At 71.2% G+C, this 25,961-nt stretch carries 30 protein-coding genes and 1 pseudogene; 26 read left to right on the top strand and 5 right to left on the bottom strand.

Going from position 1 to position 25,961, the window contains the following annotated elements; translation table 11 throughout:
• Positions 1-72 precede the first annotated feature (72 nt).
• The 6 genes from IF17_RS0113615 to IF17_RS1000000140115 all read left to right on the top strand — a co-directional run bounded on the left by IF17_RS0113615 (position 73) and on the right by IF17_RS1000000140115 (position 3,943).
• Complete coding sequence (locus IF17_RS0113615) at positions 73-1,779, top strand: MFS transporter (RefSeq protein ID WP_030565503.1); 1,707 nt, start codon at positions 73-75, stop codon at positions 1,777-1,779.
• On the top strand, positions 1,763-2,218 hold the full coding sequence (locus IF17_RS0113610) for a VOC family protein (RefSeq protein ID WP_030565502.1): 456 nt from the start codon (positions 1,763-1,765) through the stop codon (positions 2,216-2,218). The genes IF17_RS0113615 and IF17_RS0113610 overlap by 17 nt, the downstream gene beginning before the upstream one ends.
• Before the next feature lie 97 nt (positions 2,219-2,315).
• On the top strand, positions 2,316-2,717 hold the full coding sequence (locus IF17_RS0113605; RefSeq protein ID WP_030565500.1) for a DUF6221 family protein: 402 nt from the start codon (positions 2,316-2,318) through the stop codon (positions 2,715-2,717).
• A 95-nt stretch (positions 2,718-2,812) separates the two neighbouring features.
• Positions 2,813-3,190 carry a DoxX family protein gene (locus IF17_RS0113600; RefSeq protein WP_030565498.1) on the top strand — a complete coding sequence of 126 codons (378 nt, stop codon included), beginning with the start codon at positions 2,813-2,815 and terminating at the stop codon, positions 3,188-3,190.
• 233 nt (positions 3,191-3,423) lie between these two features.
• The gene (locus tag IF17_RS0113595) at positions 3,424-3,627 is read left to right on the top strand and encodes a cold-shock protein (protein WP_003964323.1); all 204 of its coding nucleotides are present in this window, start codon (positions 3,424-3,426) and stop codon (positions 3,625-3,627) included.
• Between the two features lie 187 nt (positions 3,628-3,814).
• A complete protein-coding gene (locus IF17_RS1000000140115) occupies positions 3,815-3,943 on the top strand; it encodes an LPFR motif small protein (RefSeq protein WP_018512899.1) in 129 nt (42 codons plus the stop codon).
• Positions 3,944-4,029: 86 nt separating this feature from the next.
• Here IF17_RS1000000140115 and IF17_RS0113585 read toward each other — a convergent pair whose 3' ends face one another.
• Positions 4,030-4,281 (bottom strand): hypothetical protein, encoded by a 252-nt coding sequence (locus IF17_RS0113585; RefSeq protein ID WP_030565496.1) that lies wholly within the window; start codon positions 4,279-4,281, stop codon positions 4,030-4,032.
• A 220-nt stretch (positions 4,282-4,501) separates the two neighbouring features.
• Here IF17_RS0113585 and IF17_RS0113580 point away from each other — a divergent pair, with 220 nt between their 5' ends.
• The 11 genes and pseudogenes from IF17_RS0113580 (at position 4,502) to IF17_RS0113525 (ending at position 11,563) form a co-directional block, all read left to right on the top strand.
• The gene (locus IF17_RS0113580; protein ID WP_030565493.1) at positions 4,502-4,729 is read left to right on the top strand and encodes a DUF5133 domain-containing protein; all 228 of its coding nucleotides are present in this window, start codon (positions 4,502-4,504) and stop codon (positions 4,727-4,729) included.
• A gap of 7 nt (positions 4,730-4,736) precedes the next feature.
• Complete coding sequence (locus IF17_RS0113575) at positions 4,737-5,852, top strand: glutamate--cysteine ligase 2 (RefSeq protein ID WP_030565491.1); 1,116 nt, start codon at positions 4,737-4,739, stop codon at positions 5,850-5,852.
• A 71-nt stretch (positions 5,853-5,923) separates the two neighbouring features.
• Positions 5,924-6,487 (top strand): type 1 glutamine amidotransferase domain-containing protein, encoded by a 564-nt coding sequence (locus tag IF17_RS0113570; protein ID WP_030565489.1) that lies wholly within the window; start codon positions 5,924-5,926, stop codon positions 6,485-6,487.
• Between the two features lie 185 nt (positions 6,488-6,672).
• A pseudogene (locus tag IF17_RS1000000139470) lies at positions 6,673-6,921 on the top strand (hydrogenase expression protein HypE); the annotation flags it as partial.
• Positions 6,891-7,541 carry an AIR synthase-related protein gene (locus IF17_RS1000000140380; RefSeq protein ID WP_425315168.1) on the top strand — a complete coding sequence of 217 codons (651 nt, stop codon included), beginning with the start codon at positions 6,891-6,893 and terminating at the stop codon, positions 7,539-7,541. The pseudogene IF17_RS1000000139470 and the gene IF17_RS1000000140380, both read left to right, overlap by 31 nt.
• A gap of 109 nt (positions 7,542-7,650) precedes the next feature.
• On the top strand, positions 7,651-8,532 hold the full coding sequence (locus IF17_RS0113545) for a siderophore-interacting protein (protein WP_030565484.1): 882 nt from the start codon (positions 7,651-7,653) through the stop codon (positions 8,530-8,532).
• Positions 8,533-8,663: 131 nt separating this feature from the next.
• Complete coding sequence (locus IF17_RS0113540; RefSeq protein ID WP_030565482.1) at positions 8,664-8,882, top strand: MbtH family protein; 219 nt, start codon at positions 8,664-8,666, stop codon at positions 8,880-8,882.
• Positions 8,883-8,986: 104 nt separating this feature from the next.
• On the top strand, positions 8,987-9,535 hold the full coding sequence (locus tag IF17_RS0113535) for a nitrobindin family protein (RefSeq protein ID WP_030565480.1): 549 nt from the start codon (positions 8,987-8,989) through the stop codon (positions 9,533-9,535).
• Between the two features lie 91 nt (positions 9,536-9,626).
• On the top strand, positions 9,627-10,052 hold the full coding sequence (locus IF17_RS0113530; RefSeq protein ID WP_030565478.1) for a DUF4190 domain-containing protein: 426 nt from the start codon (positions 9,627-9,629) through the stop codon (positions 10,050-10,052).
• A gap of 140 nt (positions 10,053-10,192) precedes the next feature.
• Positions 10,193-10,270: a 50S ribosomal protein bL37 gene (locus IF17_RS1000000140375; protein ID WP_370454205.1), complete on the top strand. Its 78-nt coding sequence runs from the start codon at positions 10,193-10,195 to the stop codon at positions 10,268-10,270.
• Between the two features lie 141 nt (positions 10,271-10,411).
• The gene (locus IF17_RS0113525) at positions 10,412-11,563 is read left to right on the top strand and encodes an AI-2E family transporter (protein ID WP_030565477.1); all 1,152 of its coding nucleotides are present in this window, start codon (positions 10,412-10,414) and stop codon (positions 11,561-11,563) included.
• 102 nt (positions 11,564-11,665) lie between these two features.
• On the opposite strand, the gene IF17_RS0113520 is transcribed toward IF17_RS0113525, so the two are convergent.
• Positions 11,666-12,307 carry a ScbR family autoregulator-binding transcription factor gene (locus IF17_RS0113520; protein WP_030565474.1) on the bottom strand — a complete coding sequence of 214 codons (642 nt, stop codon included), beginning with the start codon at positions 12,305-12,307 and terminating at the stop codon, positions 11,666-11,668.
• A gap of 117 nt (positions 12,308-12,424) precedes the next feature.
• Positions 12,425-12,628 carry a hypothetical protein gene (locus tag IF17_RS1000000137750; RefSeq protein WP_076968241.1) on the bottom strand — a complete coding sequence of 68 codons (204 nt, stop codon included), beginning with the start codon at positions 12,626-12,628 and terminating at the stop codon, positions 12,425-12,427.
• 271 nt (positions 12,629-12,899) lie between these two features.
• Between IF17_RS1000000137750 and IF17_RS0113515 the strand changes: the two genes are divergently transcribed.
• Positions 12,900-13,814 (top strand): AurF N-oxygenase family protein, encoded by a 915-nt coding sequence (locus tag IF17_RS0113515; RefSeq protein WP_030565472.1) that lies wholly within the window; start codon positions 12,900-12,902, stop codon positions 13,812-13,814.
• 106 nt (positions 13,815-13,920) lie between these two features.
• Positions 13,921-15,573, top strand: a complete 1,653-nt coding sequence (locus IF17_RS0113510; protein WP_030565470.1) for an FAD-dependent oxidoreductase — start codon at positions 13,921-13,923, stop codon at positions 15,571-15,573.
• Positions 15,574-15,670: 97 nt separating this feature from the next.
• Here the strand turns inward: IF17_RS0113510 and IF17_RS0113505 are convergent, their stop codons facing one another.
• A complete protein-coding gene (locus tag IF17_RS0113505; protein ID WP_030565468.1) occupies positions 15,671-16,114 on the bottom strand; it encodes an SRPBCC family protein in 444 nt (147 codons plus the stop codon).
• A 147-nt stretch (positions 16,115-16,261) separates the two neighbouring features.
• Between IF17_RS0113505 and IF17_RS1000000139270 the strand changes: the two genes are divergently transcribed.
• The 7 genes from IF17_RS1000000139270 to IF17_RS0113465 all read left to right on the top strand — a co-directional run bounded on the left by IF17_RS1000000139270 (position 16,262) and on the right by IF17_RS0113465 (position 23,952).
• A complete protein-coding gene (locus IF17_RS1000000139270) occupies positions 16,262-16,417 on the top strand; it encodes a DUF6131 family protein (RefSeq protein ID WP_015613097.1) in 156 nt (51 codons plus the stop codon).
• Positions 16,418-16,570: 153 nt separating this feature from the next.
• Positions 16,571-18,031 (top strand): WGR domain-containing protein, encoded by a 1,461-nt coding sequence (locus tag IF17_RS0113495; protein ID WP_030565466.1) that lies wholly within the window; start codon positions 16,571-16,573, stop codon positions 18,029-18,031.
• Positions 18,032-18,342: 311 nt separating this feature from the next.
• Positions 18,343-20,463, top strand: a complete 2,121-nt coding sequence (locus tag IF17_RS0113490) for a glycoside hydrolase family 6 protein (RefSeq protein ID WP_030565463.1) — start codon at positions 18,343-18,345, stop codon at positions 20,461-20,463.
• Positions 20,464-20,711: 248 nt separating this feature from the next.
• A complete protein-coding gene (locus IF17_RS0113485) occupies positions 20,712-21,518 on the top strand; it encodes a TauD/TfdA dioxygenase family protein (protein ID WP_030565461.1) in 807 nt (268 codons plus the stop codon).
• A gap of 117 nt (positions 21,519-21,635) precedes the next feature.
• Positions 21,636-22,526, top strand: coding sequence for an LLM class F420-dependent oxidoreductase (locus tag IF17_RS0113480; RefSeq protein WP_030565459.1), 891 nt, complete (start codon positions 21,636-21,638; stop codon positions 22,524-22,526).
• A 111-nt stretch (positions 22,527-22,637) separates the two neighbouring features.
• The gene (locus IF17_RS0113475; RefSeq protein ID WP_030565457.1) at positions 22,638-23,318 is read left to right on the top strand and encodes a DUF5701 family protein; all 681 of its coding nucleotides are present in this window, start codon (positions 22,638-22,640) and stop codon (positions 23,316-23,318) included.
• Positions 23,319-23,547: 229 nt separating this feature from the next.
• Complete coding sequence (locus tag IF17_RS0113465; RefSeq protein ID WP_157851154.1) at positions 23,548-23,952, top strand: RICIN domain-containing protein; 405 nt, start codon at positions 23,548-23,550, stop codon at positions 23,950-23,952.
• On the opposite strand, the gene IF17_RS0113460 is transcribed toward IF17_RS0113465, so the two are convergent.
• Positions 23,937-25,799, bottom strand: coding sequence for a flavin-containing monooxygenase (locus IF17_RS0113460; protein ID WP_244890474.1), 1,863 nt, complete (start codon positions 25,797-25,799; stop codon positions 23,937-23,939). The two genes, IF17_RS0113465 and IF17_RS0113460, sit on opposite strands and share 16 nt — an antisense overlap.
• Positions 25,800-25,961 lie beyond the last annotated feature (162 nt).

The following is a 25,961-nucleotide window of genomic DNA, read 5'->3' as shown; positions in this document are numbered from 1 at the left end:
TCATCCGGCCGACGGAAGACCGACCGCCCCCGACGGGGCGCAGCGCCCTCGGAACGAGAGACGAACCCACCCATGACGGGCTCCCACGCGACACCCGGCAGGACCACCCGGCCCGATCAGCAGGGCCGGGGCAGCGGACTGGCACTCCTCGTCATCGCCTCGTGCCAGCTGATGGTGGTCCTCGACATCACCATCGTCAACATCGCCCTCCCGCACATGCAGAAGTCCCTGGGCTTCTCCACCGAGAACCTGTCCTGGGTGGTCAACGCCTATACGCTGACCTTCGGCGGACTGCTGCTGCTCGGCGGGCGGCTCGGTGACATCCTCGGCCGCCGCCGCGTCTTCATCTTCGGTGTGCTGCTCTTCGTGCTCGCCTCGCTGCTCGGCGGACTCTCCCAGGAGTCCTGGCAGTTGCTTGCCGCCCGCGCGCTCCAGGGCGTCGGCGGCGCCATCGCCTCGCCGACCGCCCTGTCGCTGATCACCACGACCTTCCGCGAGGGCCCCGAACGCAACAGGGCGTTCGGGGTGTTCGCCGCGGTCTCTGCGGGCGGCAGCGCGATCGGGCTGCTGGCGGGCGGCGTGCTCGTCGAGTGGCTGGACTGGCGGTGGGTCCTGTTCGTGAACGTCCCCATCGGCCTGCTCATCGCCTTCGCCACGCCCCGCTACATCCGCGAGTCCGAACGCCACCCGGGCCACTTCGACGTCGTCGGCGCCCTCACCTCGACCGTCGGCATGGTGCTGCTGGTCTACGGTTTCATCCGCGCCTCCGAGGACGGCTGGAGCGACCCGCTCACCCTCGGCTCCTTCGCGGCGGCGGTCGTCCTGCTGGCGCTGTTCATCTTCATCGAGAGCCGCTCCCGGCAGCCGATCACCCCGCTGTGGATGTTCCGCGACCGCAACCGCGCCGGGACCTACGCGATGATGCTGAGCCTCGCCGCGGCGATGTTCGGGATGTTCTTCTTCCTGACGCTCTTCGTGCAGAACGTGCTGGACTTCAGCCCGCTGCGGGCCGGACTCGCCTTCCTGCCGGTCAGCGTCATCATCGCGGTCGGCGCGGGCTTCGCCTCCCAGCTGCTGCCCCGGTGGGGGCCGAAACCCTTCATGGTCACGGGTGCCCTGCTGGCCGCCATCGGGCTCGGCTGGCTGACGCTGACCGACGTCCACAGCACGTACCTCGGCTCCATCCTCGGCCCGATGCTCGTCTTCGGCCTGGGCATGGGCATGCAGTTCGTCTCGCTGACCCTCATGGCGGTCTCCGGCGTCGCCCCGAAGGAGGCCGGCGCGGCCTCCGGGGTCCTCAACGCCACCCAGCAGGTGGGCGGCTCCCTGGGGCTCTCCATCCTGGTGACGATGTTCGGCACGGCCAGCCGCAACGAGGCCACCGACCAGGTGCCGCGCTTCGTGGAACAGGCCACCCCGGCCCAGCTGCTCCAGTTCCGCAGGACCGGGGAGCTGCCACCGCCCTGGGGGGACGAGGTCCTCACCGCGGGCGTCTCCAGCGCCTTCGTCGTGGCGGCCTGCTTCGCCGTCTTCGCCGCGCTGGTCGCCCTGCTGGTCATCCAGGTCCGCGCCTCCGACCTGGCCCGGCTCCAGGGCGGCGCGACCCCCGGGGTGACGGCCCCTGACGGGACGGCCGCCGGCAAGACAGCCCGGGAGGGAACCGCCCCCGACGGGACGGCCGCCAACGGGACCGGCGAAACGTCCGACACCTCCGGCACATCCTCCGGCACACCCCCCGACACAGCGAAAGGCCCCCACAGCCATGGACTGGACCCTTGAAGTGATCGTGCTCCCCGTGACCGACCTGGACCGGGCCCGTGACTTCTACCGGGACAAGATCGGCTTCCACGTCGACATCGACGGCGAGGTGATGCCGGGGGCGCGCGTCGTCCAGCTCACCCCGCCCGGCTCGGGCTGCTCGATCGCCCTGACCGACGGCATCCCGAACCCGACGGGGGACCCGCAACCGGGCACGTACCACGGCCTCCAGCTCTGCGTCACCGACATCGACGCCGCCCACGCGGAGCTCGTCGCCCGCGGGGTGGAGGTCTCCGAGCCCCAGCGGTACGCCCCCGAGGACGGGGCCACGTTCATGTACTTCACGGACCCGGACGGCAACGGCTGGGCCGTGCAGGAGTACCGCCGCCGGCTCACCGAACCCCTCCACCAGGTGCTCACCGACCTCGCCGCCAGGGGCACCGGCGAGACCGCGGACTGACCGCACCGCCTGCCGTGGTGGATCGCGCCGCCCCGGTCCACCACAATGCTCCCCGTATCACCGCAGTGATCCATGAACACGAGGGAGCAGCATCCAAATGGCCGGCAACGCAGACATGGTGGCCTTCGTCCGGGCGCGTCTCGCCGATGAGGAACAGGTCGCCCTGGCTGCCGGCGGGGACCGATGGCGGTGCCCGGCGGATGTGCCCGGAGAGGTCCACGACCGCAGAGGCGGCGTCGCGTTCACCGTGCGGGACAGCGGCTTCGACCATCACATCGCCCTGCAGGACCCCGCCCGCACCCTGGAGCGCATCGAGACGCACCGGGTGCTGCTCGGCGAGTACGTCGAGGTCGCCGAGCTGGACACCGACCGCCCGGCCCAGGACTTCCGCTCCGGCCGGGCGGTGGGCCTGGGCTTCGCCGTACGGCAGCTCGCCGCCGAGTACGCCGGGCACCCGGACTACCAGGCGCGGTGGCTGCCCCGGTTCATCCAGCAGTGAGATCCCGTGGTGAGGGGACGAAGGGCGCCGGGAGCCAGTAACTTACTCGCAAGTAAGTCATGTTCCCGGTTCACTCGTCGACGTAAGGAGCCCTCATGTCCTCCCGGACGCGTTCCCCCCTGCTGCTCGCCGGACTCATGGCGGGAGCCGGGGTGCTCCACTTCGCCGTCCCGAAGGCGTTCGACGCCACCGTGCCCCGGATCCTGCCCGGCGAGCCCCGAACCTGGACGTACGCGAGCGGAGTGGTCGAACTCGCCCTGGCCGCGGGGATCGCGCACCCCAGGACGCGGGGCGCCGCGGCCCGGGCGACCGCGGGCTTCTTCGTCGGGGTGTTTCCGGCCAATGTGCAGATGGCCGTGGACTGGCGAGGCCGGCCCCGGCCGCAGCGGGCCGCGGCCCTGGCCAGGCTGCCCCTCCAGCTGCCGCTGGTGCTCTGGGCGCGGAGTGTCGCCCGGGGTGCCGACGGGCCCTGAACGGGGCGCAGTCGGTGGGGTTCGAGCCACCTGCCCGGAGGAAGATCCACACCAAAATGGCGTTGCTCTCTGGTGAGGAGTGATCCCGCCGTGTAGCGTCGCCGGAAGATGTCGTGGTTCGCAGTACCTGCCCGCGCCTGGCGCGGGCGTTTTGCTGTGCAGTGCCTGAGAACCAGGGCGATCACCTCCGGGTCCGCGCGGTGCGGATCCGTTTACTGCTGAGAGGTACAGGCATGGCCAGCGGAACCGTCAAGTGGTTCAACTCGGAAAAGGGCTTCGGCTTCATCGCGCAGGACGGCGGCGGCCCCGACGTCTTCGCGCACTACTCCAACATCAACTCCACCGGCTTCCGTGAGCTCCAGGAAGGCCAGGCGGTGACCTTCGACATCACCCAGGGCCAGAAGGGCCCGCAGGCGGAGAACATCACCACCGCCTGATCCGGGTTGAACGACCCCTCGGCCCCCAGGACGCCCGCGTCCTGGGGGCCGAGGGCGTCCGGGGCCGGTCCCGAACGGATCGGACCGGTCCGGTCCGGTTTGCGGGGCGCATGCCGGGTACCCGGGATGTCCGAGCCGTTGACCCCGGAGCTCGCTGAGCTTCCGGGACGAGCAGGAAGGACATCCCATGCTGAAGGCCATCGCCGATGTGCTGCGGTCCGTCGGAGGAGCCATCGCCACCGTGGTCACGCTGCCCTTCCGGGCCCTCGCCCGCCTCTTCGGGGGCGCGTCGAGCACGGCGCGCGGACACCACTGAGCTGATGTGCACGTAAGGCCTGTGCCCCCGGTCCTTTCCCGGACCGGGGGCACAGGCCTTACGTCTGTTCCGTCCGCGACGGCCGCCTAACCCGTGGACTCGTCCGGCGTCGGGTGCTCCTCGGGGTGCGCACCGGCGTTGCGCGGCTCGTCCTTGCCGGAACCCGCCTCGTCCGGGTCGGGCCGGTCGCCGCTCTCGCGGGCGACCCGCTCCGGGATCGGTATGTCGAGGGCGTCCTCGCCCTCCTGGGTCTGCTGGTCCGGCATGTCCGCCGGTACGGGAGGCGGGGAGCCGGAAGCCCCGGTGTAGGCGGTGCCTTCCGGCCTGCGGTCGGTCATGAGAGCGTCCTTCCGTGCTGCCCCGGAGAGTCCGGGGGCGGGTCGTTCGTCCTGCTGGGTACCCCTTGCGGGCCGATCGATTCACCGGAGGCGGGGCCGGGGGAGACTTCCCACACGGGGGTATGGGTCGCCCATGTCGGGGTACTCGGGGCTGTGCCCGAGAGCACAAGCCGGGCACACGACATTCACACGAAGAATCCCGCCCGGAAGGACCCCCCGCATGCTGATGGCCCACCCCACCGTGCTGCACAACCTGGTCGAGCAGTACGAGGCCCTGCGCCTGCTGCACGCGGAGAGCGGCTCCACCGAGGCGCGGCAGCGCATGGACGATGTGGCCTACACCCTGTGCGTCTCGACGGGCACGGGCGATGTCGACAGCGCCCTGGTCGCCGCCCGGCACCGGTTGCCGGGTGCCCGTCCCGAGGACGACTCCGTCCTCTCTGCCTGATCGCCGGATGAACAACGAAGGGGTGGGAGCTGTGGTGCGGACCGTGGGCGTGGAAGAGGAATTGCTGCTGGTCGACCCGGACAGCGGGGAGGCGCGTGCCCTGTCCACGGCCGTGCTGGCCCTCGCCGAGCGGGACGCGGAGGGGGAGTCGGCCTTCGAGCCGGAGCTGCACCGCCAGCAGCTGGAGTTCGCCACGCATCCCTGCCGGGAGATGGACGAGATCGCCGACGCGGTGCAGAGGTGGCGCGCCGAGGCGAGCCGCCACGCCGCCGACGTGGGGGCCTCGGTCGCGGCCCTGGCGACCTCGCCGCTGCCGGTGAGCCCCACGATCGGGACGGGGGAGCGGTACGACTGGATGGCGGAGCGCTACGGGCTGACCGCCCAGGAGCAGCTGACCTGCGGATGCCACGTACACGTCTCGGTCGAGTCGGACGAGGAGGGCGTCGCCGTGCTCGACCGGATCCGCGGCTGGCTGCCGGTCCTGCTCGGCCTGAGCGCAAACTCCCCCTTCTGGCAGGCGCAGGACACCCAGTACGCGAGCTACCGCGCCCGGGTCTGGGGCAGGTGGCCCTCGGCCGGGCCGGTGGAGCTCCACGGCTCCGCCGAGCGCTACCACGAGCAGGTGAAGGCCCTCGTCGGCACCGGCGTGCTCAAGGACGAGGGGATGGTCTACTTCGACGCGCGCCTTTCGGCCAACTACCCCACAGTGGAAGTCAGGATCGCCGACGTCTGCCTGGACCCGGCGGACACGGTGCTGCTGGCCACGCTGGTGCGGGCGCTGGTGGAGACCGCGGCGCGGGAGTGGCGGGCCGGGCAGCCTCCCCTGGACACCGAGGTGTCCCTGCTGCGGGTGGCGTCCTGGCAGGCGGCCCGTTCGGGTCTGGAGGACCGGCTGATCCACCCCCGCACCCTGCGGCCCGAGCCCGCGGCCGACGTGCTCCAGGCGCTCGTGGCCCATGTGCGGGACGCCCTGGAGGACAGCGGCGACCTCAAGGCCGCGCAGAAGGCGCTTGCGGCCCTGGAGCGGCGCGGCAACGGGGCCAGGGTCCAGCGCGAGATCCTGGAGCGGACCGGAAGCCTCCGCGACACCGTCGCGGAATGCGTCCGCATCACGGCGGGATGAGAAGAACGCCGGCGACACGACCGCATGACCTTCGAGGAAAACCGCAGGACCTGTGAGGAAAGGAGCAGCACATGGCCACCACCGATCTCGGCAACCGCCGGATCCTGGCGATCGTCACCAACTACGGGGTCGAGCAGGACGAGCTCGTCGTCCCCGTGAAGCATCTGCGCGACCACGGGGCCCAGGTCAGCGTGGCGGCGGTCTCCGACGACGAGATCCGCACCCTCGTGGGCGACAAGGAACCCGGTGACACGGTGCGGCCCGACCTCACCCTGGCGGACGTCGACCCCGCCGCGTACGACCTCCTGCTCGTCCCGGGCGGCACGCTCAACGCCGACACCCTGCGCCTGCAGGACGCCTCCACCCGGATCGTCAGCTCGTTCGCGGCCTCCGGCCGGCCCGTCGCGGCCATCTGCCACGGCCCGTGGGCGCTCATCGAGGGCGGCTACGTCCAGGGCAAGACCCTGACCTCGTACGCGTCCCTCAAGACCGACATCACCAACGCCGGCGGCTCCTGGGTCGACAAGTCGGTGGTCCGCGACGACGAGGGCGGCTGGCCGCTGATCACATCGCGGAACCCCGACGACCTGCCGGACTTCCTCCGCGAGATCGACGCGGTCCTCACCGAATCCTGACCCTGACGTACGCCCGACGGCCCCCGTCCGCGAACCGCGGCGGGGGCCGTCGGCATGTCCGCGTACGCAGGGGGTGCGGGGCGGCAATAGGGCCACCGCGCACTTACCGGCCGGGACGCGCGCGGTATCCAGGAAAGAGGCTGCCGGCAAGAAGTTCGTGAAGCGGGCCGACCCGAGGAGGGCCCATGGATGCCCCGACCGCCACCACGGCCGACACGGACGTGATGGACACACCTCAGGAAGACCCGACCGTTCACATCCTCTGGATCAACGCGGGTCTGAGCTGCGACGGGGACTCTGTGTCCCTCACCGCCGCCACCCAGCCGAGCATCGAGGAACTCGCGCTCGGCGCCCTGCCCGGCCTGCCCAAGGTCGCGGTCCACTGGCCCCTCATCGACTACGAGTGCGGCCCCGTCCAGGGCGCCGACAACTTCGCCCTGGACACCGGCGGCGGCCCCATCGCCCGCCTCTGGTCCACGGCCCTGTCCGGACTGGTCGACATCGGCTACATCAAGGCCACCGGCCACAGCGTCCGGATCAACCTCCCGCGCACCATGACCAAGCCGGAGATGTCCCTGGAGTGGACGATCCCGCAGTGGTCCAACGCCATCGAACGCAACCGGGCCCGCACCTACTCCCAGGCGTACGCGGCCGCCGCCGCCCTTCACTTCGCCGAGCAGGCGATGGAGGAGGTCCGCGCCGGACGCACCCAGACCTGGGAGCAGTTCGACGTCCCCGACGAGTCGATCGGCGTCGGATTCACCGAGGCCGTACGCGGTCCCTCGCCGTCCCCGACACCGTCGCCAACGCCTGCTCCTTCCTCGGCCTCGACCCCCTGTACGTCGCCAACGAGGGCAAGCTCGTCGCCTTCGTACCCCCCGACCACGCCGACACCGTCCTGGAGGCGATGCGCGCCCACCCGCTCGGCAAGGAGTCGGTACGGATCGGGACCTGCGTCGAGGACCACCCCGGCATGGTCGTGGCCGCCACCGGCCTCGGCGGAACCCGGGTGGTGGACATGCCCCTCGGTGAGCAACTGCCGCGGATCTGCTGATACCGCACCCGGGCGGGGCCGTGAACCCGACGCGGTATCGAACAACCCTCCTTGGAAGGTTAGGCTGGCCTAAGTAGATCCGGAAACTTCGTACGAAGGGGCCATGTCCATGACGATCCACCGAGCCGTCGTCGCCCGAGTCCAGCCGCTCACCGCGACGATGACCCGCGTCACGCTCCACGGCGAAGGGCTCGCCGGCTTCGAGTCCACCGGGGTCGGCGACGAGTACATACGCCTGTTCTTCCCGCACGGCCCTGACCGCTCGGACCTCTCCCTGCCCGTCACCACCGAGAAGGGCTGGGAGACCCCGGACGGCCGCCCCGTCGCCCCGATGCGTACGTACACCGTGCGGGCGGCGCGCCCGGAGAGCCGGGAGATCGACGTCGACTTCGTGCTGCACGACCACGGGGTGGCCTCGACCTGGGTGGCCGGCGCGCAGCCCGGGGACGTGCTCGGGGTGAACGACCCGACCGGCCTCTACAGCCCGCCGGACGACCTGGCCTGGCAGGTGCTGATCGCCGACCAGACCGGGCTGCCCGCCGTGGCGCGCCTCCTGGAGAACACCCCGGACGGGGTCGCCACCCGCGTGGTCGTCGAACTCCCCGGCCCCGAAGCCGTCCAGCCGCTGCCCGGCACCAAGGTCACGTGGACCTACGGCGGCAACGGCCACGATGCCAGCCGGCTGGCCGAGCTGGTGAGCGCCGCGATCCCGCCCGGCACGGACATGACCGGCGGCTACATCTGGGTCGCCGGTGAGACCAACGCGCTGCGCACCGTACGCCGTTACCTCCGCAAGGAGCTGGGGCTGCCCGCCACCCGGTTCAAGGTCGTCGGCTACTGGATCCCGGACGCCGACAGCTGGAACGAGCGGTACGAGGCCCTGCCCGACGTCGTGCGCGCCGAGCTGGTGGCCCTCTGGGACAACCCGGTCGGCGACGAGGAAGACCTCACCATCCGGTACGAGGCGCGCCTCAGCGACCTGGGACTGTGACGGCAACCTCCCTGTCGCCCAGGTGAGTTGCGGGATTCGACGGGTCGCCCGAGGGTGTGGTGGGTAGAGTCGCAGTCGTCGAAGTAAAGGTAGCCTTACCTATGCTCTAGGTCTGAGTTCAAGGAGGATCGGTGACCAACCCGTTCGAGGACGAGAACGGCACCTACCTGGTGCTCGTCAACGACGAGGGACAGCACTCCCTGTGGCCCTCGTTCGCGGAGGTGCCTGGCGGCTGGACCGTGGCGCACCCCGAGGCCACCCGCCAGGCCTGCCTCGACTACGTGGAGCAGAACTGGACCGACCTGCGGCCCCGGAGCCTGAAGGAGAGCATGGCGGCCGATCCGGCTTGAGTCACCCAGGCCGCCCGCGCCACGCACGCCACCCGCGCCACGCAGGGCAATGCCCCTAGGCTGCCACCGGCATCAGTACCGGCAGCGACCTAGGAGCACGCCCCATGTCCGACCCCGCCCCGCGCCACCCGTACCCCGACGCCTTCCGGCCCGACGAAGCACCGGCACCGCACCCGCTCGTCACCCCGGTGCTCGGGCTGCTCGGCACCTGGGCGGGGAGCGGGCGGGGCGGATACCCGACGCTCGACGAGGAGTTCGCCTACGCGCAGGAGATCACCTTCAGCCATGACGGACGCCCCTTCCTCCACTACGCGTCGCGCGCCTGGCTGGTCGACGCGGACGGGCGTCCGCTGCGGCCCTCGGCCCGGGAGAGCGGCTGGTGGCGGCTCCAGCCGGAAGGGCGGGTGGAAGCGCTGATCACCCAGCCCACCGGCATCGCGGAGATCGCCGTCGGCCGGGCCGGTGACGGCACCGTCGACCTCGCCACCCATGAAGTGGCGCTCGCCCCTACCGCCAAGCAGGTCGACGCCACCCGCCGCCGCTACACCCTGACCGGGGAGGACACCCTCACCTTCGTCCACGACCTCGCGGCGGTCGCGCAGCCGTTGCAGCACCACCTGGCGGCGGAGTTCCGGCGGTGTTCGAAGACCTGATCCGGAACCGGTGAGGATAGATCGGATTTGCATACGGAGGGTCTTCTGGGGCATATGGACAGGACAACTTTTGGTAAGGAGTTCGTATCCGATGTCCATGCCCAGTTACCCTCAGCAGCCGAACGCGGACCAAGCGCAGTACGGGGCGCAGTACGGCGCTCCGGAACCCGCGAGGAGCAACGGCTTCGCGGTCACCGCTCTCGTCCTGGGTCTGCTCGCCTGCCTCTTCTTCTGGACGGTCGTCGGCGGGCTCCTTCTCGGCCTGCTCGCGCTGGTGTTCGGCATCCTCGGTGCGCTCCGTGCCCGCCAGGGGAGGGCCCCGCGCAAGGGCATGGCGATCGCCGGTGCCGTCCTCGGCGCACTCGGGCTGATCGGCTCGGCCATCGTCCTCATCATCGGCATATCCGTCGTGAACTCCGGGTCGTTCCAGGACTTCGAGGACTGCATGCAGAGCGCGAACAGCTCGGCCGAAGAGGACCGCTGCGCCGAGGACTTCGGCGAGAGCCTGTTCAAGTGAGTTCGAACGGCGGGGCGGCGGTTTGCGGCCGCGGCCCGAGTTTGTGACGGTAGGGGCGAGGAGCGGTCTTCCTCACCACCGGACCCGACGGTCCGGCGGACCATGTGTGCCCAACCGAGCAGAGGAAGAGGAGGGTTCGAATGTCCTCGAAGCGACGTCGTAAGAAGAAGGCCCGCCGCAAGAACGGCGCCAACCACGGCAAGCGCCCGCAGAGCTGAGGCCGGCCCGGGGGTCCGAGGGGCAGCACCGCACGGTGCTGCCCCTCGGACCTGTTCCGGGCAGGCGCCGGGGGGCGCGCCCGGCACCCCGGCCGGACGCCGATGCGGGGGAGAGGCCGGAGCACTCATAAGGTGGCTCCCATGTCTGCCTCGTTGAGCTCAGAAAAGACCGCGGCCGCGCTCCGCAGATCGGCACGCGTCTCGCTCGAACTGCTGCTGGTCCTGTTGTTGGCCACCGTCACCCTGTGGCTGCTGGGGCGGACGTGGTCGGTGGTGTGGCCCCTCATAGTGGGTCTGCTCCTCACCACACTGACCTGGCCCTTCGCCCGCTTCCTGCGCAACCACGGATGGCGGCCCGCACCGGCCGCCGCACTGGTGACCGTGATGTTCCTCCTGGTCGGCAGCGGCGTCATCGCGCTCATCGCGGTCCCGGTCGCCTCGCAGTCCGGCGAGCTGGCCGACGGTGTCGTCGAAGGCATCGGCAGGCTGCGCGACTGGGCCGCGGGGCCGCCGCTGAACATCAGTGACGCCCAGATCACGGGCGCCTTCGACGCCGCTGTCGACCGCATCGAGAACAGCGCGGGCAGTGTCGTCAACACGGCGGTCACCGGGGTGAGTACCGTCTTCAGCGGCCTGATCACCGCGATCCTGGCCCTCTTCCTCATGTTCTTCTTCCTGAAGGACGGCCCGCGCTTCCTCCCGTGGCTCCGCCGCCAGCTGCCCGGCCGCCTCGCCACCGACGTCCCCGTCGTGGCCGAGCGCTGCTGGAACACGCTCGGTTCGTTCGTGCGGTCCCAGGCGTTCGTGGGCCTGCTCGACGCCGTCCTCATCGGCATCGGCCTGTGGATCCTGGATGTGCCCCTGGTGCTCCCGCTGGCGGTGCTGACGTTCGTCTCCGCGTTCGTGCCGATCGTCGGCGCGGTCTTCGCCGGTTTCGTCGCGGTGCTCATCGCGCTGGTCTCCAACGGACTGACGGACGCGCTGATCGTGCTGGCGATCATCATCGCGGTGCAGCAGTTGGAGGGCAACGTCTTCCAGCCCATGATCCAGAGCCGTGGACTCGGCCTGCACGCCGCGGTGGTCCTGCTGGCGGTGACGCTCGGCGGCAGCCTGGCCGGTGTCGTGGGGAGCCTGCTCGCGGTCCCGGTGGCCGCGCTGATCGCCGTGATCTGGAACTACCTCCGCGAACAGCTCAGCGATCCGCAGGAGGGGCCGGAGCAGGAGGAACGGGAGCCGGACCCGGAACCTGCCCCGGACGGCGGCCCCGACGCCGACGCCCCGGTCCCCGCGTGACGAGGTCCGGCCGGGCCCGAAGGCGTATCTCCCTTGCGTGACGAGGTCCGGCCCGCCCCGGTGACGTAACTCCCCTCCCCGCCGGGGCGCTCGGCCCGGGTCTCAGCGCCGCCGGGCCGCATCTGACGGGCGTGGCGCGCCCAGGCGCAGCCGGGTGAGGACGGCCGCGCGGGCGAGGCCGGGCATGGTGAGGGACCACATGGCGCTGACCTGCTGGTGCAGACCGTCCCGCTCGGCCAGGGCGAGGGAGAGCATCTGCACCCCGCTGTAGCAGCCCACGATGGTCCGGGAGGCCTCCACGGGTTCCACGTGGTCCTGGAGTTCACCGGCCTCGCGGGCGGATTCGAGGACGGCGGTGACGGCCCCCAGCGGGCCCGCGTAGCTCTCGGCGGTCTGGTAGGGGCCCGGTTCGATGCTGAGGCGTACGGCGGCCCGCAGGACGGGGTCCTCCAGGAGGCCGGCGGTGTAGTGGTGGCTGATGTCGATCAGGGCCTGGAGCCAGAACTCGGGAACCGGGCCTGACGCCGTCTGCTCGGCGACCTGCTGGAAGTAGGTGTTCTGGTGGGCCAGGATCGCGTCGCCGAGCTGTTCCTTGGAGTCGAAGTGGTGGTAGAACCCGCCGCGCGAGACCTGGGCGAGACGCTGGATCTCCGGTGTCGTCGCGCCTGCGTAGCCGTCCCGGGCGATGATCACCCCGGCGGCCTCGATGATCCGCTGAACGGTCTGCTCCCCGCGGTCCTGCATCGTCACGCCTCCCTGGGCCCGCTACCGACGCTACCCGGAGCCTGCGCGGCACGCCCCCGCTGCGGGGCCGGGTGCCGGACACCGGCGTACTCCGGGAACCCCGTCCGCTCGCTCCCGTCAGTTGAACAGGTGACTTATCCCGCCCTGGCCATCCGTTCCGTTCCAGACCACGGCTCCCAGCCAGAAGGGGAACCAGAAGACCTGCTCCGGCAGCACGGGCGCGGCGGCGAACCAGGCGACCGGCAGAACCGCGAAGAACAGGCAGCAGGAGAGCCGCCTCCTGCCGTAGGGGTGCGACCGTCCTGTCGGGTGTGCAGTCATCCCGCGACGGTAGGCCGCGCCCGCGAACCGGGCATGAGTAGCCGTACTCAGGCCGCCGCTCCGCGCCGGATGGTGGAGAGCTCGTACAGATTCCCCGCACGGGTCTAGGCCCGCACTCCCCTCTTGCTATACCTTGCGTCTAATAAGCTTGCTAGACGCCGCGTCTAACAAGCGGGCGGCGCTCGGCGGCCATCGAACTCATCGGGCGGGAACGCGATGGGGGACAGGCCGGGCGGCGCCGGGCCGATCTCGCGAGTCAAGGAGCCGCACCATGTCAAGCAGCACCGTTCGGCCGGAGGACCAGGACCGGCTCGCCGAGCAGGACGTCGCCCGACGCCTGCTCGACTCGTCCGCCAAACTCTCGTACGACCCGGCCACCGAGGTGGACTGGGAGACCCCGCTCGACCCGGACCACCACGGCGCGAGCCCCGAGTGGTCCACGCTCTACGGCACCGCGTACTGGAACGAGTTGACCGACGCCCAGCGCAAGGCGCTCACCCGTCAGGAGGCGGCGTCCGTCGCCAGCACGGGCATCTGGTTCGAGATGATCCTCCAGCAGATGGTGCTCCGCGACATGTACGCCAAGGACCCGACCGACCCCCGGTTCCAGTGGGCGCTCACCGAGGTCGCCGACGAGTGCCGCCACTCGATCATGTTCGCCCGGGGCGCCGCGAAGCTGGGCGCACCGGCCTACCGGCCGCGCCGCCCCGTGGTGGAACTGGGCCGCGCCTTCAAGACCCTGGCCTTCGGCGAGGCCGCCTACGCGGCGATACTCGTGGCCGAGGAAGTCCTCGACGTGATGCAGCGTGACTGGATGCGGGACGAGCGGGTCGCGCCCTTCGTCCGCACCATCAACAACATCCATGTCGTGGAGGAGTCGCGGCACATGAAGTTCGCCCGCGACGAGACCCGCAAACGGCTCCGGGGCGCGGGCGCGGTACGCCGACAGCTCAACGCGGTCGTGGTGGCGATCGCCTCGTACTACATCGTCACCAGCATGGTGAACCGCGACGTGTACACCAACGCCGGTCTGGACGCGCGGCGGGCCCGCGCCGAGGCGAAGGCCAACGAGCACCACAAGTCGCTGATGCGCTCAAGCTGTTCGGGGCTGATGGAGTTCCTCGCCTCCGCCCGGCTGCTGACGAAGCCCGCGCTGTTCTTCTACAGGCGCGCCTCGCTGATCTGATCCGGGCCCGGCGCCCCGGGCCGGTGCCTGGAGCGGACGGCCCGCGCCGGAGACCGCAGCCGATGATCCACGCCGTCGATCCCCGACCACGACCCGAGACGACGAGATGACCTACGCCATCACCCAGACCTGCTGCTCCGACGCCACCTGCGTCGCCGTCTGCCCCGTCAACTGCATCCATCCGACCCCCGAGGAGCGGGAGTTCGGATCCACCGAGATGCTCTACGTCGACCCGCAGACCTGCATCGACTGCGGGGCCTGCGCCGACGCCTGCCCGGTCGACGCGATCTTCCCGGTGGACAGACTCTTCGGAGCGCAGAAGGAGTACGCCGCCATCAACGCGGCCTACTTCACCGACCGGGAGCCCGAACCCGCCCCCGCCGGACCGAACTTCCACGTCTGGGGCGAGCCCACCTTCGAGCGCAGCCTGCCCGCCGACTTCGCCCCGATCCGGGTGGCGGTCGTCGGCACCGGACCGGCCGGCATGTACGCCGCCGAGGACCTGCTCCTGCACACCGACGCCGAGGTGACCCTGGTCGACCGGCTGCCGGTGGCGGGCGGCCTCATCCGTTACGGCGTGGCGCCCGACCACCCGGCGACGAAGAAGGTCGGCGAGACCTTCGCCCGGTTCCACTCCCACCCCCGGGTACGGATGCACCTGGGCGTCGAGGTCGGCAAGGACATCACGGCCCAGGAGCTCTCCGCCCACCACGACGCGGTGATCTACGCGGTCGGCGCCTCCACCGACCGCCGGCTCGGCATTCCGGGGGAGGACCTGCCCGGCAGCGCCTCGGCCACCTCGTTCGTCTCCTGGTACAACGCCCACCCGGAGGTGGCGCCCGAATCCGTCCGTCTGAACGCGGAACGCGTGGTCGTCGTCGGCAACGGCAACGTCGCCCTCGACGTGGCGCGCATCCTGGTCGCGGACCCGGACGCACTGGCCGCCACCGACATCGCCGACCACGCGCTCGCGGCGCTGCGGGGATCGAGGGTCCGTGAGGTGGTCCTGCTGGGGCGGCGCGGCCCCGAGGACGCGGCCTGTACAGCCTCCGAGCTGCTCGCCCTGAAGCACCTGCCGGGTGTCGGCCTGGTCGTCGACGACCACGACCCCAGGACCGGCGCCGCGATCGACGCGGCGGCCCCGGGCGGGAAGGCGGCGCTGCTGCGGGACGTGGAGCGCCGGGAGGTGGACTGGACGCGGCCGCCGGAACCCGGCCGGCGCATCGTCTTCCGCTTCCACTCCGCCCCCATGGAGGCTCTGGGCGAGGACCACGTCACGGCGGTGCGCGTGACGTCGGGGCCGGGTGAGCGGGACATCCCGGCGGGCCTGCTGCTGCGGGCGGTCGGCTACCGGGGGGTGGCCGTGCCGGGTCTGCCCTTCGACGAGGCGTCAGGGACCGTACCGCACGAGGGGGGACGGGTGAGCGGTATGGCCGGGACGTACGTCGTCGGCTGGATCAAGCGCGGCCCTTCGGGCGGCATCGGCGCCAACCGCACCTGCGCGGCTGAGACCGTCGGAACGCTGCTGGCCGACGCCGTGGCGGGCGCCCTGCCCGCTCCGGCCCGCCCGTCCACGGCGTTCCGCCGCCTCGTCCGCAGCCGTGGCGGTGACGTCGTCGACGCCCGGGGGCTGGCCGCCATCGACCGGGCGGAGACGGCCCGTGGCCGGGAGCACGGCCGCCCGCGCGTCAAGCTCGGCACGGTTCCCGCCCTGGTCGCGGCGGCCAAGGGCCGTCGCCGCTGGAAGACGCCCAGCTGATCCGGCCGTGAGCAGAGCCGAGGCCCCACCGGCAGGTGAACCGGTGGGACCTCGGCGATTCGTGCAGGCAGGAGGGGAGAGCCCGCACGAACTCAGGTCAGCGGGCTTCGGGAGTTCCGCCGGACGCCGTCAGCTCGGCCAGTTTCTGGAATTCCCCGAGATCGTAGTTGGCGAGCGCCGAATCGAGGTTGGTGAGGGCCCCCAGGTGTTCCACGAATCCCTGGGGATCGTATTCGATCTGGAGCGCGACCCGGCTGGAACGGTCGTCTAGCCGGTGGAAGGTGACCACCCCGGCGTGATGGACGCCTTCGGTCGTCTTCCAGGCGATGCGGTTCTCGGGCACCACCTCGGTCAGCTCCGCGACGAACCCCTTGTCCGCCCCGGGCAGCGACAGCTGCCAGGCGAAACGCCGCTCGTCCAGCGGGTCCACCCGTTGCACATGGCTCAGGAACTTCGGCCACTGGGTGACATCGCTCCACAGCGCCCAGGTGACGGCGACCGGCGCCTGGATGTCGACGGTCTCGACGATGGAGGAGGACATGCGCGACCACCTTGCTTTCCCTCGGGTACGGCTTGGGCTCTCTGCTACCCGCATCCGGAAGGTCCACGCGAAGCCGACCGTCCAAATCGACGGAAAACCTTTATGAGGCGCATACTCGAAGGTAGTCGGCATTGTTTGGAGGGCTCCATGATTGTCCTCGGTGTCATTCTGCTGGTGATCGGTCTGATCGCCGGCATTTCCATCCTCTGGACCATCGGCATCATTCTCGTGGCCATCGGTCTGGTGCTCTGGGTCCTGGGCGCGACGGGCCGCGCGGTGGGCGGAAGGCGCCACTACTGGTAGCCCGCCGGGGGAGGAGCCCGCACACCCACATGACCGTCGCCGCCGCTCCCGTACGGGAAGGGCGGCGACGGGCGTTGTCAGTGCCTTCTCCTACGGTGTGAGCAGTGAGACCCGCCGGAACGGCCGCGGGTCCGCCCTGGGGAGGGGTCTGCCATGTCTACCGCGTCCACCACCGTGCCGACGACGACGTATCTGGAGCTGTCACAGGAAGGCGCAGGTGCGCACAAGTTCTACGAGGTGACCGTCGACGGCCTCGTGGTGACCGTGCGCTACGGGCGGATCGGTGCCGCCGGACAGGTCCAGACATCGACGTTCGCCACGGTCGCCAAGGCGCAGGCGGCGGCCGCGAAGAAGGTGGGGGAGAAGGTCCGCAAGGGGTACGCCCCGGCCGTCCCCGGGCAACGCGCGCCCCGGGCCGTGACCCGCCGCCAGGTGACATCGGCCCCCTCCACGGCGCGCGCCGTCGCCCCCGTGCTGTGGCGCTTCCGCACCGGCTCCTCCGCGTTCGGCATCCACGTCGACGACGAGCGGTGCTGGGTCGGCAACCAGGCGGGCGATGTCTACACCCTGGACCACGACGGCGCCGTCCTCGCCCGCTTCAGCCTCCCCGACGGCGTGAAGTGCCTGGTCGCCGACGACTTCTGGATCTACGCGGGCTGTGACGACGGCCGGGTCTACGACCTCTCCTCCAAGCTGCCGTTCGCGGCGTACGACATCGCGGCGGACGTCGACATCTTCTGGCTGGACATCCACGAGGGCGTGCTGAACGTCTCGGACCGGGACGGCCGGCTGACCGTCATCGACCACGAGGACGAGCACCAGTGGGCGCGCCGCAGCCAGGGCGAGCACGCCTGGATGGTCCGCGCCGACGACCGGGGGGTCTACCACGGCCACCACCGCGGCGTCACCGCCTACGCCCCGGACGGCGGCGGCGAGTTGTGGCACACGCCCACCCGCGGTGGCGTCCTGTTCGGCTGGCAGGAGGACGACGCGGTGTACGCGGGGACGGCGCACCGGGTGGTCCAGCGGCTGGCGAAGTCGAGCGGCGCGATCGAGGCCACGTACGCCTGCGACAGCGCGGTCTACTCGTGCGCCACCTCGCCCGGCGGGCGGTTCGTCTTCGCGGGCGACGCCTCGTCCTCCGTGTACTGCTTCGACCAGGACGGCACGCGCCTGTGGAAGCTCGGTACGGGCGGCGGGTCGGCGCTGTCCATGCAGTACCGCGACGGGCGGCTCTACCTGGTGACGACGGACGGCTCGCTGGTCTGCGTGGACGCGAGCGAGGCGGCCATCTCCGCGGCCCAGGAGGGCACGGTGCCCGCGCCCCGTGACGTGAAGCTGGCGGCGGCGCTGCCGACCTACGCGCCCGCCACGGCCGTCGCCGCGGTCACCACCGTCACCCACGCCCCCGCCGGATCGGTCGTCGTGGAGTGTGTCCAGGACACCGGCGGCCGCATCCGGGTGCATGTGGTCTCCGGAGGCTACGACACCTCCTGGAACGTCCAGTTCCCCCGCGCGATACGGGAGCCCGGCGCGCGGTACGTCGTGGACGCCCTGCACGCGGCGGCCGGCGGCTTCTACCGGGTGCGGGGTGACATCCGGCGACTCCAGTGAGCCACGCCTGACGGTGGGCCCGGCAGGCCCGGCCCACCGTCGGACGGCTTGGTGGAGAGCTTTTCGATCGCCGGATGGGAGCGCTTCCATCACGTCAAATCCCCTTCAGCGCAAGGTGATTGAGTCGGACCGCTTGACATGTACTGGCTGTCACGCCACCTTGGGAGCGCTCCCACAGTTCGTTCCCGCACCGCATACCGCACCACATGCCGCACTACCTCGCACGCCTCACCTCCTGAGCACCATGACGCCCTGAGCCCGTCCGCCACGTCAGGCCGTGGCGGACGTACGAGAGGAGCACGGAGCCGCACATGAGAAGCAGAGGCACCACCCCGCACGCACCGCGCAGACGAGCGGTCGCCGCACTGTCCGCCCTGGTCATGGGCGCGTCCCTCGCGATCGCCTTGCCCGGCCAGGCAACGGCCGCCGCCCGCGTCGACAACCCCTACGTCGGCGCCACCGCCTATGTGAACCCCGACTGGTCCGCCAGGGCCGCCGCCGAACCGGGCGGCGGCGTCATCGCGGACGAACCGTCGTTCGTCTGGATGGACCGCATCGCCGCCATCGGCGGCACCCCCGGCGCGCGCGGCCTGCGCGCCCACCTCGACACGGCCGTGAGCCAGGGAGCCGACCTCTTCCAGGTCGTCATCTACAACCTCCCCGGCCGGGACTGCGCCGCCCTCGCCTCCAACGGCGAACTCGGCCCCACCGAGCTCGGCCGCTACAAGAGCGACTACATCGACCCGATCGCCGCCATCCTCGGCGACCCCGCCTACGCGAGCCTGCGCATCGTCACCCTCATCGAACCCGACTCGCTGCCCAACCTGGTCACCAATGCGGGCGGCACCGCCGGGTCGACCCCCGAGTGCGCCACGATGAAGGCGAACGGGAACTACGAGAAGGGCATCGGGTACGCCCTCCACACGCTCGGCGCCCTCCCCAACGTCTACAACTACGTCGACGCGGCCCACCACGGCTGGCTCGGCTGGGACTCCAACTTCGTCCCCGCCGCCGAGCAGTTCAAGAAGGCCGCCACCGTCGAAGGCGCCTCCGTCGCCGACGTCCACGGCTTCATCGTGAACACCGCCAACTACTCGGCCCTCAAAGAACCCCACTTCAAGGTTACGGACTCGGTGAACGGCACCACCGTCCGTCAGTCCTCCTGGGTCGACTGGAACTACTACGTGGACGAGCTGACGTTCGCCCAGGCCCTGCGCACCGAGCTGGTCGGCCAGGGCTTCGCCCCCGGCATCGGCATGCTCATCGACACCGCCCGCAACGGCTGGGGCGGCCCCTCCCGGCCCGCCGGCCCCGGCCCGACGACCAGCGTCGACGCCTACGTCGACGGCGGCCGCACCGACCGCCGTATCCACGCGGGCAACTGGTGCAACCAGAGCGGCGCCGGCGTCGGCGAGCGGCCCACGACCGCCCCCGAGCCCGGGATCGACGCCTACGTCTGGGCCAAGCCGCCGGGCGAGTCCGACGGCAGCAGCAAGCCCGTCGACAACGACGAGGGCAAGGGCTTCGACCGGATGTGCGACCCCACGTACACCGGCAACGGCCGCAACGGCTTCAACCTCACGGGTGCTCTGCCCGACTCGCCGGTCGCCGGGCACTGGTTCTCCAGCCAGTTCCAGGAGCTCCTCCGCAACGCCAACCCGCCGCTCGACGGCGGCAATGGCGGCGAGCAGGACACCCAGGCGCCGACGGCACCCACGGCCCTGCGGGCCACGGCCAAGTCCAGCAGCAGCGTCACCCTGGCCTGGACGGCGTCCACGGACAACCGGGCGGTCACCGGGTACGACATCCTGCGCGGCGGCGCGGTCGTGGGCTCCACCGCCTCGACCGCCTTCACCGACACCGGCCTGAGCGCGTCGACCACCTACAGCTACTCGGTCCGGGCCAAGGATGCTGCGGGCAACATATCGGCGGCGTCGGGAGCCCTCCCGGTCACCACCGAGGCGGGCGGGGGCACCGGGACCGGTGCCCTCAAGGTCCAGTACCGCAACACCGACTCCTCCCCGACCGACAACCAGATCCGCATGTCCCTCCAGGTGGTCAACACCGGGACGAGCGCGGTGGACCTGTCCACGCTGACGGCCCGCTACTGGTTCACCCCTGACGCCGGAGCGAGTACCTTCGCCACCTCCTGCGACTGGGCGGTCCTGGGCTGCGGCAACGTGACGCACGGCGTACGTACGGCAAGCGCGCCGGCCCCCGGCGCCGGCCACTACCTGGAGGCGGGCTTCGGCAGCGGCACGCTGGCGGCGGGAGCCTCGACCGGCGAGATCCAGCTACGGATCAACAAGAGCGACTGGTCGTCCTTCCAGGAAGCCGACGACTACAGCCGCGCCACCAACACCGCCTTCGCCGACGCCCCGAGAATCGGCGTCTACGTCGGCTCCACCCTCACCTGGGGCACCGCCCCCTGACCGGACGCGCGAGCAACTGCCCTTCTCCCGCCGCACGGTGGGGGAGGGCAGCCGGTTCTGTTCATGCGAGTGCAACGCGGCGCGCCTGTACCGGGCCGGGGAAGCGCGCCTACCGTGGACGGGTGACCCTCCCCGCGCTCCACCGCCGCCTGTACGTGGACCTGGCGCGCACGCGCGCGTCCCTCTGTTGACGAACCCGCCTCCGGTCCCCGTACGACAACAGCCGCGAGCACAGGGAGCAGATGGGCATGACCACCGCCACCACCGCACTGGAGATACGCCGCGTCGGACCCAGGATCGGCGCCGAGGTGATCGGCGTCGACCTCACGCGACCCGTCGGCGAGGCGACCGCCGACCGGCTGCGCGAGGCCTTCGAGGAGCACAAGGTGCTGGTGTTCCGCAACCAGCACCTGACGCCCGACCAGCACGTCGAGGCCGTACGCATCTTCGCGGAGCCGTTCGACCACCCGACCGCCGTCAAGGACGCCGCCAACCCGCTGGTCTACCCGTACAACGTCCGCCAGACGGGGAAGGCGAGCCAGTGGCACATCGGCGGGCTCTGGCGCAGCCCCGTCTTCGCCATCGAGTCGCTCACCTACGAGGAGGTGCCCGAGCTCGGCGGGCACACCCTGTGGGCCGACCTCCAGGCCGCGTACGACGATCTGTCGGAGCCCTTCAAGGTGCTGCTCGCCTCGGTGAGCGCCGCCTACGACGCCGACCCGCAGAACTACGCCCAGGGGAAGAAGCGGACCGCCGTCGGGGAGACCGTCGAGCACCCGGTCGTCCTCGAACACCCCGTCACCGGGCGGAAGGGGCTGTTCATCAGCACCTCGGCGCTCCGGCTCACCGGGATCACCCCCGAGGAGGGCAAGGTGCTCCTCGACCACCTCCTCCGGCACGCCTCGTCGCCGGACTACACCATCCGCTTCGGCTGGAACCCCGGCGACTTCGTGCTCTGGGACAACCAGGCGACCTGGCACTACGCCGTGGACGACTACGGCGACGGCGCCCGCGTGTACCGCAAGGTGATCGGTGTGGAGCGCCCGCAGGCCTAGGCCGCCTGATGCCGTCCGCGACCCGCTCATGCGTACGTGCGCACCGCTGTGCTGCGCCGTACGGGTGAGCGGGTCGCCCGCCGGGAATATCGGGGCCGCGTGACGGTTGATCACCCCATGACTTCCTTGACGCACGAGGCATTCGGCCGGGTCGGCATCTGGAGCGGCGCCCTGCACGGGTCGCGGACGGACGACACGGGCAGGAAGGCGATCGCGGAGGCGGTCGCCGAACTCGAAGAGCTGGGGTACGGCACCCTCTGGATCGGTGGCAGCCCCTCACCGGACGACGCAGCCGCCGTCGTCGCCGCCACCCGTACGGTGACGGTGGCCACCGGCATCCTGAACATCTGGAGCCACACCGCCGAGGAGGTGGCCGCCCGGATCGCCACCGTCGAGGAGGCCGCGCGCGGGCGCTTCGTCCTCGGCCTGGGCGTCAGCCACGGTCCGCTGGTGCCGCAGTACGCGAAGCCGTACAGCGCGATGGTCGCCTACCTCGACGCGCTCGACGCGGCGAACCCGGCCGTGGAGCCCGGGGAGCGGGTCCTGGCGGCGCTCGGCCCGAAGATGCTGAAGCTCGCGGCCGACCGGGCGCTGGGCGCACACCCGTATCTCGTCACCACCGAGCACACGGCCGAGGCCCGCGAGGCGCTCGGCCCCGACGCCCTGCTCGCCCCCGAGCTGACGGTCGTGCTCGACACCGACCCGGACCGGGCCCGCACCACCGCGCGGAACATGCTGGAGATGTACCTCCAGCTCCCCAACTACACCGCCAACCTGCTGCGGCTGGGGTTCGCGGAGAGCGACTTCGAGGGCGGCGGCAGCGTCCGCCTCCTCGACGCCCTCTTCGCGCTGGGCGACGCCGAGCACGTGAAGGCCCGGACCCGGGCGTACCTCGACGCGGGCGCCGACCATGTGGCGCTCCAGGTGCTCACCGCCGACGAGGGCGGCGCCGGACTGCCCAGGGCCCAGTGGCGGGAGCTGGCCGAGGCGTTCGGCGACGAGCTGTAGAGAAGACGACGAGCCGTGGAGAGGACGAGCTGTAGAGAAGCGGCGGGAATAATTCGGCCGGCGGTCTTGTCCGAGCTGGGTCCCCTTCACGCCGCCACCCCTGGGAGCATCGTGCCCGAGACCGCGCCCGTCACCTCCACCGTCCGCCCGGAACTGCCGGCCCTTCCCGCGCAGGCCGAGCGGCTGATCGAGCTGGGGGTCCATGAGCTGGCCGGACTGACCGCGACCGAGCTGCGCGCCTTCGCCCGGAACGCCGGGGGCACCGACGACAGCGTGGACGGCGAGCGCACCCTGCTCGCCGTCCACCCCGACCGGGCCCCCGCCTCCGCGCTCGCCCCGCTGCTCCGCCGCGAGGAGAAGCCGGGTTTCGTCGTCACCGACATGCCCGATGTCGATCTCTTCACGCCGCTGGAAGACCTCGCCCTGCCGGATGCGCCTCTCTACCTCCTCACCGGCATCGACCGCGGCGATCAGATGGCCAACTGGAGCCCGAACGAGGCCCTGCCCGCCCTCGTCCAACAGGGGCGCACGCCGCTGGTGCTGACCGAGGGCATCCACTGGGTGCTCCAGCAGCCGGCCGCCCTGGAGCGCAACCACTGCTTCATGACCATCGGTTCGCGGCTCCGCAAGGCCAACGGCGCCCTGGACGCCCGCACCCCGGCGATCTGGATCAGCAACGGCACCGGACGGGACGGCGGCGAGCGGCGAAACGCCCCGAAGGTGGGCTGGTGCTGGGCGGGCAACCGGCACACCTGGCTGGGCTTCGCCTCCGCGACCGGACGCCGGAGCTGAGGTGCGGGCGTACGGTCAGACGGTGGTGCCGCAGGTGGCGGAGACGTACCGGACGTATCCGTAGTAACTGATCGCGTACCACCGGCCGCTGGAGACGCCGCAGGCGTGGACGTGGCCTCCCGCCAGGAAGCCGCCGAGCGGAATCAGCCGCAGCCGGTGCCGGGTCCGCTGCCGGTGCCTGTGGCGCAGTCCCCACCGTCTCCGCGCCCCCGCCGGGGGCGCGGAGACGGTGAGCGACGGAACGGCCGAGGTGGGCGGCCCCGGACCGTCCCGCTCGGCCAGGATCTTCGTCAGCCGTACCACCGGGGCCTGCCTCGACCACAGCCTCGACCAGAAGCTTCGTACGTACGCGTGCAACGGGCTGAGCTACCAGCGGTGGACCGTGCGCAAGCTGCCGGACGGCACCCATCAGTTGCGCAACCACGCCACCGGGGCCTGCCTGAGCCACGGCGAGGAGGGGCTGACGGCCGTGGACTGTTCCGCCTCCGTCCCGCAGAAGTGGTCGTTCACCACCTGGCCCGACGACTCGGTCGAGGTCAGAAGCGTGGCCACCGGGGCATGCCTGGACGACAACGCCGCCCCGGGCTTTCGTGCGCAGCCGTGCACCGGTACGAGCCGTCAGCAGTGGGGCTGACGCCCACCGGTCGCCCTCGGCCGGAGGATCGCCGCCATGGACTCCTCGCGCCACCGTCCCAGCAGCTCGTGGAAGGCGACCGCGCCGTGCGGGTAGGTGAAGGGGCCGTTCGGCCGCCCGCGTCCCTCCCGGTTGTAGTAGCCGGGGGTGCACTCGGCGTGGAACCACTCGTGGTCGGGGGCGTCCTCGGCGAGCGCGGCGATCCACGCGTCCTCGTCCTCGCGGGACGGTTCGATGACCGCGCCCCCGGCCTCGGCGGCCGCGATCAGGGCGGCGGCGTGGACCGCCTGCTCGTCCAGGATGTGGGTGAAGTTGACGCTGCTGGCGTTCTGGAGGGTGCCCATCTGGAGCAGGTTCGGGAACCCGTTGCTGGTGAAGCCGTGGAGCGTACGCGGACCTTCCTGCCCCCACCGGTGCAGCAGTTGCTGCCCGCCCCGGCCGTGGACGGGCAGCTTTCCGGAGAGGATGCCGGAGGTGCCGACGGAGAAGCCCGTGGCGAAGATCAGGCAGTCGAGTTCGTACGTGGTACCGCCCACCACGACGCCGTGCGCGGTGACACGTTCGATGCCGTGGGTGTCCGCGGTGTCGACCAGGGTGACGTCGGAGCGGTTGAACGCCTGGTAGTACGCGTCCGAGAAGGCGGGCCGTTTACAGGCGTACCGGTACCAGGGCTTGAGCTTCTCCGCCGTGCAGGGGTCGGTGACGGACCGCTCGACACGGGCGCGCAGCTCGTTCATCTTGGCGGCGTCGGCGACCTCGTACGCGGCCTCGAAGGCCTTCCGGTCGCCTCCCCGGCGGAAGCTCGGCAGCAGCTTCTCCAGGAGGACCGCCGAGCGGGTCCAGCCGTCCGCCACGAGATCCCGCTCCTCCGCTTCGCCGGAGACGATCCGCAGGTAGTTCTCGCGGCGTTCGCGCGCCCAGCCCTCGCGGTCCGCGCCGACGTCCTGGGCGGTGGTGCGGCGGTTGGCGCGTACGTCGACGGTGGAGGGGGTGCGCTGGAAGACGTGGACGTGCCCGGCGTCCTCGGCCAGCATCGGAATGACCTGGATGCCCGTGGCGCCGGTGCCGACGACGCCCACCCGCTTCCCCGCGAGGCCGGTCATACCGCCCTCCGGGGTGCCTCCGGTGTAGGCGTAGTCCCACCGCGAGGTGTGGAACGTATGGCCCGCGAAGTCCTCGATCCCCGGTATCCCGGGGAGTTTCGGCTCGGAGAGGGTGCCGGTGGCGGTGACGACGTACGTGGCCCGGAACGCGTCCCCGCGGTCGGTGGTCACGAGCCACGCCTCCGCCGCCTCGTCCCAGGCCAGGGAGGTGACCGTGGTGGAGAAGAGGGCGTCCGGGCCGAGGGAGAACTTCTGCGCGATCCGCACCGCGTGGCGGCGTATCTCCTCGCCGGGGGAGTACTTCCACTCCGGCACATGGCCGGTCTCGTCGAGCATCGGCAGGTAGACGTGCGACTCGATGTCGCAGTGGATGCCCGGGTAGCGGTTCCAGTACCAGGTGCCCCCGAAGTCACCGCCCTGCTCGACGATCCGGATGCGCTCCACGCCCCGCTGCCGTAACCGAGCCCCCGCCAGGATGCCGCCGAACCCGCCGCCGACCACGGCGACGTCGACCGTGTCGTGCACCGGCTCACGCTTGGCCGGCTCGGTGTACGGATCGGCGGCGTAGTACCCGAACTCGGCGTCGGTGGGGCGGTACTGGCGGACGCCGTCGGGGCGTACGCGCCGCTCACGTTCGTGGCGGTAGCGCTCCCGGAGCGCCTCCAGCTCCTCGGGATCCGGTATGCCGGGATCGGGTACGCCGGGATCCGGTATGCCGGTATCCGGTATGTGACGATCCGTCATCTGAGACCTCGCTCCTGCCGGTCGCACCGCCCCGGGGTGGACGGTCATCGGCTACGGTAACAACAACCGGACAGAGGTGTCCGGTTGGAACGCGGGTCCGGTCCGGCACGGCATCCGGCCACAGCGCGTGCAAGTGAGCTGCCCGGCCGGCGGCACCCGCAC

Source organism: Streptomyces cyaneofuscatus (genome assembly GCF_000718135.1).
Taxonomy (GTDB): domain Bacteria; phylum Actinomycetota; class Actinomycetes; order Streptomycetales; family Streptomycetaceae; genus Streptomyces; species Streptomyces cyaneofuscatus.
Note: the sequence above shows the minus strand (reverse complement) of the source record. Positions and strands in the feature narration are given on the sequence as shown.

Excerpts from the sequence above, each read along its gene's own strand:
- IF17_RS1000000140375 (WP_370454205.1), top strand. The coding sequence starts at position 10,193 with ATGTCCTCGAAGCGACGTCGTAAGAAGAAGGCCCGCCGCAAGAACGGC.
- IF17_RS0113460 (WP_244890474.1), bottom strand. The coding sequence starts at position 25,799 with ATGACGGATCGTCACATACCGGATACCGGCATACCGGATCCCGGCGTA.
- IF17_RS1000000140115 (WP_018512899.1), top strand. The coding sequence starts at position 3,815 with ATGCTGAAGGCCATCGCCGATGTGCTGCGGTCCGTCGGAGGAGCCATC.
- IF17_RS1000000137750 (WP_076968241.1), bottom strand. The coding sequence starts at position 12,628 with ATGACTGCACACCCGACAGGACGGTCGCACCCCTACGGCAGGAGGCGG.
- IF17_RS0113570 (WP_030565489.1), top strand. The coding sequence starts at position 5,924 with ATGGCCACCACCGATCTCGGCAACCGCCGGATCCTGGCGATCGTCACC.
- IF17_RS0113545 (WP_030565484.1), top strand. The coding sequence starts at position 7,651 with ATGACGATCCACCGAGCCGTCGTCGCCCGAGTCCAGCCGCTCACCGCG.
- IF17_RS0113605 (WP_030565500.1), top strand. The coding sequence starts at position 2,316 with ATGGCCGGCAACGCAGACATGGTGGCCTTCGTCCGGGCGCGTCTCGCC.
- IF17_RS0113490 (WP_030565463.1), top strand. The coding sequence starts at position 18,343 with ATGAGAAGCAGAGGCACCACCCCGCACGCACCGCGCAGACGAGCGGTC.
- IF17_RS0113535 (WP_030565480.1), top strand. The coding sequence starts at position 8,987 with ATGTCCGACCCCGCCCCGCGCCACCCGTACCCCGACGCCTTCCGGCCC.
- IF17_RS0113600 (WP_030565498.1), top strand. The coding sequence starts at position 2,813 with ATGTCCTCCCGGACGCGTTCCCCCCTGCTGCTCGCCGGACTCATGGCG.
- IF17_RS0113575 (WP_030565491.1), top strand. The coding sequence starts at position 4,737 with ATGAACAACGAAGGGGTGGGAGCTGTGGTGCGGACCGTGGGCGTGGAA.
- IF17_RS1000000139270 (WP_015613097.1), top strand. The coding sequence starts at position 16,262 with ATGATTGTCCTCGGTGTCATTCTGCTGGTGATCGGTCTGATCGCCGGC.
- IF17_RS0113585 (WP_030565496.1), bottom strand. The coding sequence starts at position 4,281 with ATGACCGACCGCAGGCCGGAAGGCACCGCCTACACCGGGGCTTCCGGC.
- IF17_RS0113595 (WP_003964323.1), top strand. The coding sequence starts at position 3,424 with ATGGCCAGCGGAACCGTCAAGTGGTTCAACTCGGAAAAGGGCTTCGGC.
- IF17_RS0113485 (WP_030565461.1), top strand. The coding sequence starts at position 20,712 with ATGACCACCGCCACCACCGCACTGGAGATACGCCGCGTCGGACCCAGG.
- IF17_RS0113520 (WP_030565474.1), bottom strand. The coding sequence starts at position 12,307 with ATGCAGGACCGCGGGGAGCAGACCGTTCAGCGGATCATCGAGGCCGCC.
- IF17_RS0113580 (WP_030565493.1), top strand. The coding sequence starts at position 4,502 with ATGCTGATGGCCCACCCCACCGTGCTGCACAACCTGGTCGAGCAGTAC.
- IF17_RS0113615 (WP_030565503.1), top strand. The coding sequence starts at position 73 with ATGACGGGCTCCCACGCGACACCCGGCAGGACCACCCGGCCCGATCAG.
- IF17_RS0113495 (WP_030565466.1), top strand. The coding sequence starts at position 16,571 with ATGTCTACCGCGTCCACCACCGTGCCGACGACGACGTATCTGGAGCTG.
- IF17_RS0113510 (WP_030565470.1), top strand. The coding sequence starts at position 13,921 with ATGACCTACGCCATCACCCAGACCTGCTGCTCCGACGCCACCTGCGTC.
- IF17_RS0113610 (WP_030565502.1), top strand. The coding sequence starts at position 1,763 with ATGGACTGGACCCTTGAAGTGATCGTGCTCCCCGTGACCGACCTGGAC.
- IF17_RS0113515 (WP_030565472.1), top strand. The coding sequence starts at position 12,900 with ATGTCAAGCAGCACCGTTCGGCCGGAGGACCAGGACCGGCTCGCCGAG.
- IF17_RS0113480 (WP_030565459.1), top strand. The coding sequence starts at position 21,636 with ATGACTTCCTTGACGCACGAGGCATTCGGCCGGGTCGGCATCTGGAGC.
- IF17_RS0113505 (WP_030565468.1), bottom strand. The coding sequence starts at position 16,114 with ATGTCCTCCTCCATCGTCGAGACCGTCGACATCCAGGCGCCGGTCGCC.
- IF17_RS0113530 (WP_030565478.1), top strand. The coding sequence starts at position 9,627 with ATGTCCATGCCCAGTTACCCTCAGCAGCCGAACGCGGACCAAGCGCAG.
- IF17_RS0113525 (WP_030565477.1), top strand. The coding sequence starts at position 10,412 with ATGTCTGCCTCGTTGAGCTCAGAAAAGACCGCGGCCGCGCTCCGCAGA.